The organism is Collimonas sp. (assembly GCF_044339385.1).
Taxonomy (GTDB): domain Bacteria; phylum Pseudomonadota; class Gammaproteobacteria; order Burkholderiales; family Burkholderiaceae_D; genus Collimonas.
The window spans coordinates 1-8229 of sequence record NZ_JBIIVN010000118.1; the positions used below are offsets into that span (position 1 = coordinate 1).

Sequence of the window (8229 nt, forward strand, 5' to 3'; positions counted from 1 at the left end):
AAAAAGGAGTGCTTCAACACCAACTGTTTGATAGACTTATCCACAGCTGCTAACTCAAAACGCAGCGACCAGCCCTGGGTCACATTTCGATCAGCAGGCTGGGTCAAGATTCAATCAGCGCCAACAACCTCAACACAACACGAATGCGCGCGGCCAGCTCACGTGGTGAAAACGGCTTGACCATATAATCGTCGGCACCAATTTCAAGGCCGATCAGACGATCAATTTCGCTCCCGCGCGCGCTCAGGAAAATGATCGGCAGCGACGAAAATCGGCGTAGCTCACGGCAAACATCGAAGCCGCTCATATCCGGCAGACCGATATCCAGAACCAGCAAATCGAATTGGTCGGAGCGTGCTTGCTGCAACACGTCGCTGCCCAGCAGGCAGTGGTGTACCTGGAATCCTTCGCTGCCGAGCGCGTAGATCACGTTGTCGGCAATGTTGCTTTCGTCTTCGGCCAGTAGAATATTAGGCATGCAAGGTGTCGCTCTGGAGGGCTGGGATGGCGCGTATTGCATCTTGCGTATTGGGTATCATATGCAGGAACACGCCAGACATAGCGAACAAGTTGTCATAATAGCAGTATTGCTGCCGGCCGAACCGATAGAGATCCAATGAAAATCAATCAGCTCAAGTCAGTCCGTCAGGTGTCACCGCTTGCCGCCGGCGATGGCCGCGCAGCGCCTGATGACAGCGCTTCGCCCTGCATCAACGTGTGCGTGATGAGCGCCGCCAGCGGTCTTTGCGAGGGTTGTCAGCGCACCATCGATGAAATCGTTGCATGGGGTAGCGCCAGCGTGGAACAGAAGCGCCAGATATGGCGCCAGATCCGGCGGCGCCGGAGTGCGCGATGAGCGCGCTGCCGCCGACCATGCGGGTGCTGGAACGCGGCTGGCTGTCGTCCAACAACATCTTGTTTCTTGGTCGTGAGCAGACCACATTGATCGACAGCGGTTATCTGACCCATGCGGCGCAGACCTTGGCGCTGGTGGCGCACGGCTTGCAAGGGCGGCCGTTGCATCGCCTCTTGAATACGCATCTGCATTCCGATCACTGCGGCGGCAACGCCGCCCTGCAGCAAGTCTATCGCTGCCGTACATCGATCCCGGCATCGGAAGCCGAGGCGGTGCGCACCTGGGATCAGCAAGCACTCACCTACAGCAGTACCGGCCAGCAGTGCGCCCGTTTCAGTTTCGACGATACCTTGCAGCATGGCGATCTCGTTACACTCGGCGATTTGCAGTGGCAAGTGTTGGCGGCGGCCGGGCATGATCCGCATTCGCTGATTTTTTATTGCGCCGAGGAGCGGATCCTGATTTCCGCCGATGCCTTGTGGGAAAACGGTTTCGGCGTGATCTTCCCGGAGCTGGACGGCGCTTCCGGTTTCGCCGAGGCACGCGCCACGCTGGAGCTGATCGCCAGCCTCGACGTGCGGCTGGTGATTCCCGGCCACGGCAGTTCATTCAGCGGGGTAGGCACTGCGTTGGAAATCGCCTTTTCGCGGCTCGATTACCTCGCCGCAGATCCGCTGCGCAACGCCCATAATGCAGTCAAGGTGTTGCTGAAGTTCTTGTTGCTGGAGCGGCAACGGCTGAAGCGCGATGAATTGCCGCAGACGCTCTCGGCGTTGCCGCTGGTGGTAGCTGCCAACCGGCATTTCCTGCAATTGAGCGAGGTCGCACTGGCGGAATGGGCAGTCAGTCAGTTGGTGCGCGCCGGTGCCGCAGAGATACGTGACGGCTTCTTGTTGAATCGCTAACGGCGGCGTGCTGCAGCAAGCTTGCCAGGCTAACGCGGCCGAAGTCAGAGGGTCAAGCGGTTTTAGAGGACAAAATCTAGCACGACCGTACTTTTTATTTCTGCCTTCGTCCTATAATCGTTCTCTCCATTTTCAATTCAAGAGGTCTTTATGGCACTGCCCGTCGCGTTGCAAAACCTGCGCCTTCCCGTGATCGGTTCGCCGATGTTCATCGCCAGCGGCCCGGCGCTGGTGGCGGCGCAGTGCAAGGCCGGCATTGTTGGCTCATTCCCTGCGTTGAACGCCCGTCCGGCGGAGTTGCTGGAGGTCTGGTTGACCGATCTGAAGGCTGAACTGGCGGCCTACAAGGCTGAGCACCCCGACGCCAGGATCGGGCCGATTGCGGTCAACCAGATCGTCCATCAATCGAACGACCGCCTCGCGCATGACGTTGCCGTCTGCGTCAGACATCAGGTGCCGATCATCATTTCGAGCCTGCGCGCGCCACCGCCGGAAATGATGGATGCCATCCACAGTTACGGCGGTATCGTCTTGCATGATGTGATTTCGATCCGTCATGCGCAGAAGGCGCTGGAAGCCGGGGTCGACGGCCTGATTCTGGTGGCCGCCGGCGCCGGCGGCCATGCCGGCCCGCTGTCGCCGTTCGCACTGGTCGGCGAGGTGCGCAAATTCTTCAAGGGGCCGATTGCGCTGTCGGGAGCGATTGCCACCGGCGATGCCATTCTGGCGGCGCAGGCGATGGGAGCCGATTTTGCCTACATCGGTTCACGCTGGCTGGCGACCAAGGAGGCGCATGTCGACGACGCCTATCGCCAGGCAATTCTCGAATCGACTGCCGCCGATGTGGTCTACACCAACCTGTTCACCGGTGTGCACGGCAACTACCTGAAAAAATCCATCGTCAATGCCGGTCTCGATCCTGACAATTTGCCGGAAGCCGATAAATCGAAGATGAATTTCGGTTCCGGCGGCACCGGTGCCAAGGCCTGGCGCGATATCTGGGGCGCCGGTCAGGGCGTCGGGTTGATGGATGATGTCCCGAGCGTGGCGCAGATGGTGGATCGCTTGCAGACAGAATACCAGGCGGCCCGCAAGCGCCTGGCGCTATAACAAATCGCGCGCCGTCGCCTGGCATGTGGCGGCATATCCCGGCGTTGTGTTGGCTGGAGCGGGGTGACGTTGCCTGCGCAGCTCAGGCCGGTTTGTCCGGTTTTTCTATACGCGAAACGCGCAGCCAGTCGGATATTATTCGCAGCAATTCTTGCGGCTTTTCCAGTGGCGTCATGTGGCCGCAGTCCTCAATCACAACCATCTGCGCGGCTGCAATCTGGGCCTGCATCTGCTGTGCCTCGGCAATACTGCTTAACTGATCGTTGCGGCTGGCGACGATCAGCGTCGGACAATCAATCTTTTGCAGTTCGGCGTAACCGTCGCTGCGCAACGCCGACAACTGGCGGATAAAAACCTCTTTTCCATTGCGTAGCGCCATCGCCTGCAGACGATCCAGCAATTCGCGGTCATGAGCGCGATCGGGATGCACCGACGATGCCAGCGCACGGCTGGTCAAGCCCTTGAACGGCACTTGCCGGGCCAGTTCCAGCTGCATCCGGTTGCCTGCGATTTCACGTGCGTCCTGCTGGCGTGCCGAGGTGTTCAGCAGGCACAGCGCGATGACACGTTGCGGTGCCTGTTGCATGATCGCCTGAGCCACATAGCCGCCCATCGAGAAGCCGATCAGAACGAAGCGCTCGGGCGCATGTTGCAGCACCCGCGCCGCCATCGCGCTGATCGAATCGTCCTGGCCGAGATCGCCGAAGTGCAGCCGGCCAAGGCGTTGCAGTTCATCCCGAATATCTTCCCACAGCGCTTGATCCAGCATGAAACCGGGCAGCAGCAACAGGTCGGGCAAATTGGCGTGAGTATCCATCGTCGTGTTGTAAAGATCTATCCATGTGCGCCCAGCAGATCATGCTGCGGTTTGATCGAAGCGGCGATCAAGCCACCATTGGTCGCCGGATGTGGTTCTTTCTGTTGCAGTTTGCGCTGTGGTGAGAAGAAAAATCCAGCACGCGTCATATGGATTGCATGATGAAGATGGGTCTGAAACGCAAACCGGTATTTTAACAAAATGCTCTTTATTCCAGCCATCGGGCGCGTCCGGTGGCCACCGCCACCGCGATGCACAGCACGCCGACCACGGTTAACGCGGCGTGCAGGCCGAAGCCATGCGCCAGGAAGCCGATCATCGGCGGCCCGACCAGGCCACCGGTATAACCCATCGTGGTGACGCCGGCCAGCGCGGTCGGGCCATGGCGGCCGGCGGCGCTGAAGATGAATGGGAAAACGGTAGCAACGCCAACCCCGGTCAAGGCAAAACCGGCAATCGCCAGCGGGATCTCATCGACCACCAGTGCCAGTGCCATGCCGACGCCAGCCAGCAATGCGCCGCCGGCGACCACCCGGCGGGCGCCGAAGGTTTCCTTTAAACGATCCCCGACGATGCGGGTCAACAGCATCATGCTGGCAAAAAATGCAAATGCCAATGGCGCCACGCCGTCGCTGGCGAGCAATTGGTCTTTCATGTAGACGCCGCTCCAGTCGGCAACCGAACCTTCGACGATAGCGCCGCCAAACGCCACCACGCCGAGTGCGATCAGCGGACCGTGTGGCAGCGCGAAATGCTTTTGCCCGGCGATGTATTGCGGCCGGTCGTTCGGCAGTGCCAGATAGCAGAGTCGTAGCGGTATCGCAAACAATATTGCGGCGACGCTGAAATGCAGCAGCGGACCGATGCCAAGCCCGGCCACCGCGCTGCCCAGCAAAGCGCCGGACAGCGTGCCGACGCAAAACCAGGAGTGCAGCAGCGACATGATCGAACGTCCGGCAGCTTTTTCGACAGCAGCGCCGAGGGCGTTGATGGCGACATTGAAACAACTGGAACAGGCACCCAGGCTGACCATCACCAGCATCAGCAGCGGCAGGGTCGGTGCCAGCGCCAGACAAGGCATGGTGAGCAACAACGCGACCCCTGCGTACCAGCTGCTGCGGCGCGCACCGTAATGGCCGATCAGCCAGGCTGCAATCGGAAACGAGCCGACCGCGCCGATGCCGCCGCCCAGCAGCACCAGACTGAGGCTGGCCGGTTCCAGTTGCAACAGATCACGGATCGCCGGGATACGTGCTGCCCAGCTGGCGTACATTACGCCCAGTAACAGGAACAGCACGGGCAGCGCGGCCCGTTGCATGCGAGTGCCGACGGGGAAGGGTAACGCGATCGATTCGGACATGAGCTGGCGGAGATGAGCAAGGACTGGGGGAAAAACCCGTGAACAGGGAGCGGTGAAAGCGCGACGGCCGATGCGATGGCCGCGCCCGTCGCGCTGGTGTCTGTGGACACTGGGCGTGGCTTAGAAATCCGCCGGCATTTCCTGCAGATGGCGTTGCAAGGCGTCCAGCAAGGTCTGGCAGGCTTGGTCGGTACCGATGGTGATACGCAGGAACTGGGCAATCCGCGCGCTGCTGAAGTGACGTACGATGATGCCGTCGCCGCGCAGGCGCGCTGCCAGCTTGGCGGCATCATAGTTCGGATGCCGCGCCAGCACGAAATTGGCGGCTGACGGCAGCACTTCGAAGCCCTGCAGTGTGAGGCCCGCCACCAGTTGACGGCGGCTGGAAATCACCGCCCGCCGGGTTTTCTCAAAGTGTTGCAGATCCTTGATCGAGGCCGTCGCGCCGACGATTGCCAGGCGGTCCATCGGGTACGAGTTGAAGCTGTTCTTGACTCTTTCCAGCGCCGTGATCAGATCCGGATGGCCGACCGCGTAGCCAACCCGCAAGCCTGCCAGCGAACGCGATTTGGATAAGGTATGCACCACCAGCAGGTTCGGATAACGCGCCACCAGCGGGATCGCGCTATCGCCGCCAAAGTCAACGTAGGCTTCGTCGACGATCACGACGCTGTCCGGATTACTGGCTATCAGCCGTTCCACTTCAGCCAGCGGCAGCAGACAGCCGGTCGGTGCGTTTGGATTCGGGAAAATGATGCCGCCGTTGGCCACGCCGAGGTAATCGTCGACCCGGATGCTGAAATCGTCAGCCAGCGGGATCGTGCGATGTGCGACCTGATACAGGCCGCAGTAAGTCGGATAAAAACTGTAGGTGATATCCGGGAGCAGGATCGGCTCCGCATGTTGCAGCAGCGCGTGGAACGCATGCGCCAGCACCTCGTCGGAACCGTTGCCGACAAATACATGGGCCGCGGTAATGCCGTGCGTGGCGTTCTGTTCGGCAATCGCCAGTTTCAACGGCTCGGCATCCGGGTTCGGGTACAGACGCAGGTTGTCGCTGGCTTCGGCGGCGATGGCGGCCAGCGCCAGCGGCGACGGGCCGTACGGATTTTCATTGGCGTTGAGCTTGATCAGATTGCTCAGCTTAGGTTGCTCGCCGGGGACGTAGGGTGTCAGGCGACTGACGATAGGGCTCCAGAATTTACTCATTGGAATGTCGCTAAAGAGGGTAAGTGAAGGCTGGCTACGTCGCTAAAACCGCGGCAGCAACTGGCAAATAACAGGCAAATAACAGGTGAATAAGGCGTATGGTAGCAAACCCGGCGCGGTCTGGCTGCGGATGCTGCCGTTGTCGCGCTGATTGGGGTGGTTTATTTGCAATCTGTTTCAGGTATATTAAGTATTATTGTTGTGCGTCAGACAAAATCCGCCCGGCAGGGATGTCGGGGTTGGCTGCTGGCATAGCGCTTTGCATACGCTGACCAGCCGCAAGCGATTCAACATAAACTAAAGGAGTTAACCCTTGAATTTACCCGCTGTTACTCAACTTTCCTCGATCTGGAATCTCCTGCTCGAATCCGCACTGCGTTACGGCCTCAATGCCGTGCTGGCGATTGTCACGCTACTGATCGGCTGGTGGTTGTCGTCGGCCGTCTCCAATGCCCTCGACCGCGGCGTGGCCCGCGCCGGTCTGGACGCTACTTTGCGTCCGGTGCTGCGTAGCGTGCTGTTATGGCTGGTGCGGCTGGTTGCGCTGGTGGCAGTGCTTGGCCAGTTTGGTGTGCAGACCGCCAGTATCGTTGCCATCCTCGGCGCTGCCGGCCTCGCCATTGGTCTGGCCTTGCAAGGCACCTTGCAGAACATTGCGGCGGGCATGATGCTGCTATTCCTGCGGCCTTTCCAGGTTGGCGAATACATCGGCAACGGCACCGTTGAAGGCACGGTAGATGAAATCGGCCTGTTTGCCACCAAGTTGACTAAGGCTGACGGTATTTGCCTGTTTGTGCCTAACAACCAGTTGTGGAACGGCGCGCTGACCAACTATAGCCGCAACACCACGCGCCGCATTGATATCCCGCTCGGTATTAGTTACCAGGACGATCCCGCGGTGGTGATCAAAGCGCTACAAGAAATGTTGGCCGCTGATAGCCGCATATTGTCGACGCCGGCGCCGTTCGTGGTGGTGACCGATTATGCAGACAGCACCGTGATGCTTAATCTGCGCGCCTGGACCACCACATCTGAATACTGGGCCCTGCGCTGGTCGCTGGCGCAGCAAATCAAGCCAGCCTTGACCGCAGTAAACTGCTCGATCCCCTATCCGGTGCGCGAGGTGCATATCACGCATGAAGCAGGGGCCAAAAGTCAGGTCAGCTGAACCAGTATTGATTTGACTGACAGCGCTGGTTTTAGCCTGAAGCAGTGGGCTTGAAATCACCGTTTTTATTTGCGCACGCCAATCGGTAGGCGATACCTCTGCCCGAGGCAGCCACGGTAAGTTGCGGTGTATTTCAATTCTGCCTAAATAGGGATCAAATATTACTCAAATAGTGCATGAGTAGTGCATGAATCATGGATGTATAGCACTGATATAGCACTGATATAGCGCTGATTTAATTGATGGCTATAACAGTTATGCATAAACCCATGCATAGATGGCATCAATGGTTAGCCAACTTTCCGTTACAGTTCCGCTCCGCGAAGACGCAGCCAGAAATGCCGCGATCTCGCGAAGGCAATCTGCCGTTTCATTTACCAACAAATAAGGAGATTTATGCTTACCCGCAAACTTACCCTGAGCAACCTCAATTCCTATGCGCTGATGATGTTCGGCGCGTTGCTGTTGTCGACTTCCCTGGCGCATGCGCAAGATGCCCAGCCCAAATTGCCGAGCGTGATGATTCTGGCCACCGGCGGCACCATTGCCGGCACCGGGGCCGACAGCACTACAACCGTCGGCTATACCGCAGCCACGGTCGGGGCCGAGAAGCTGATCGCCGCCGTGCCGGAATTGAAGAAAGTCGCTAACGTCAAAGACGAGCAGGTTTTCCAGATCGCCGAGGGTGTGCTGGATTTTGTGTAAACGGAATTTCGTTTAATTCGGCTTCATCCGTTCTTCAAACTGGATAGTGAAGCGGTTAAGTGCTCCCTTCCAGTCCCGCAATGGCATCGTCCACTTCTT

Annotated in this window: 8 protein-coding genes and 2 pseudogenes; 5 read left to right on the top strand and 5 right to left on the bottom strand. The window is 59.0% G+C overall.

Going from position 1 to position 8229, the window contains the following annotated elements; all coding sequences use genetic code 11:
• Nucleotides 1-127 precede the first annotated feature (127 nt).
• Nucleotides 128-478: pseudogene (locus ACIQ0R_RS09235) on the bottom strand (response regulator); the annotation flags it as partial.
• A 138-nt stretch (nucleotides 479-616) separates the two neighbouring features.
• Between ACIQ0R_RS09235 and ACIQ0R_RS09240 the strand changes: the two are divergent.
• The 3 genes from ACIQ0R_RS09240 (at nucleotide 617) to ACIQ0R_RS09250 (ending at nucleotide 2871) form a co-directional block, all read left to right on the top strand.
• On the top strand, nucleotides 617-856 hold the full coding sequence (locus ACIQ0R_RS09240) for a DUF1289 domain-containing protein (RefSeq protein ID WP_395826435.1): 240 nt from the start codon (nucleotides 617-619) through the stop codon (nucleotides 854-856).
• On the top strand, nucleotides 820-1761 hold the full coding sequence (locus tag ACIQ0R_RS09245; protein WP_395826437.1) for an MBL fold metallo-hydrolase: 942 nt from the start codon (nucleotides 820-822) through the stop codon (nucleotides 1759-1761). Before ACIQ0R_RS09240 ends, ACIQ0R_RS09245 begins: the two co-directional genes overlap by 37 nt.
• 150 nt (nucleotides 1762-1911) lie before the next feature.
• Entirely contained in the window at nucleotides 1912-2871 is a 960-nt protein-coding gene (locus ACIQ0R_RS09250; protein WP_395826439.1) for an NAD(P)H-dependent flavin oxidoreductase, read from the top strand.
• Between the two features lie 82 nt (nucleotides 2872-2953).
• Here ACIQ0R_RS09250 and ACIQ0R_RS09255 read toward each other — a convergent pair whose 3' ends face one another.
• The 4 genes from ACIQ0R_RS09255 to hisC form a co-directional block, all read right to left on the bottom strand.
• A complete protein-coding gene (locus tag ACIQ0R_RS09255) occupies nucleotides 2954-3688 on the bottom strand; it encodes an alpha/beta fold hydrolase (RefSeq protein ID WP_395826441.1) in 735 nt (244 codons plus the stop codon).
• A 17-nt stretch (nucleotides 3689-3705) separates the two neighbouring features.
• Complete coding sequence (locus ACIQ0R_RS09260) at nucleotides 3706-3837, bottom strand: hypothetical protein (RefSeq protein WP_395826443.1); 132 nt, start codon at nucleotides 3835-3837, stop codon at nucleotides 3706-3708.
• Nucleotides 3838-3896: 59 nt separating this feature from the next.
• Entirely contained in the window at nucleotides 3897-5048 is a 1152-nt protein-coding gene (locus tag ACIQ0R_RS09265; protein ID WP_395826445.1) for an MFS transporter, read from the bottom strand.
• 120 nt (nucleotides 5049-5168) lie between these two features.
• The gene (hisC, locus tag ACIQ0R_RS09270) at nucleotides 5169-6257 is read right to left on the bottom strand and encodes a histidinol-phosphate transaminase (protein ID WP_395826447.1); all 1089 of its coding nucleotides are present in this window, start codon (nucleotides 6255-6257) and stop codon (nucleotides 5169-5171) included.
• Nucleotides 6258-6570: 313 nt separating this feature from the next.
• On the opposite strand from hisC, the gene ACIQ0R_RS09275 reads away from it, so the two are divergent.
• Complete coding sequence (locus ACIQ0R_RS09275) at nucleotides 6571-7425, top strand: mechanosensitive ion channel family protein (RefSeq protein WP_395826449.1); 855 nt, start codon at nucleotides 6571-6573, stop codon at nucleotides 7423-7425.
• A 444-nt stretch (nucleotides 7426-7869) separates the two neighbouring features.
• Nucleotides 7870-8106: pseudogene (locus ACIQ0R_RS09280) on the top strand (asparaginase domain-containing protein); the annotation flags it as partial.
• Between the last annotated feature and the right edge of the window lie 123 nt (nucleotides 8107-8229).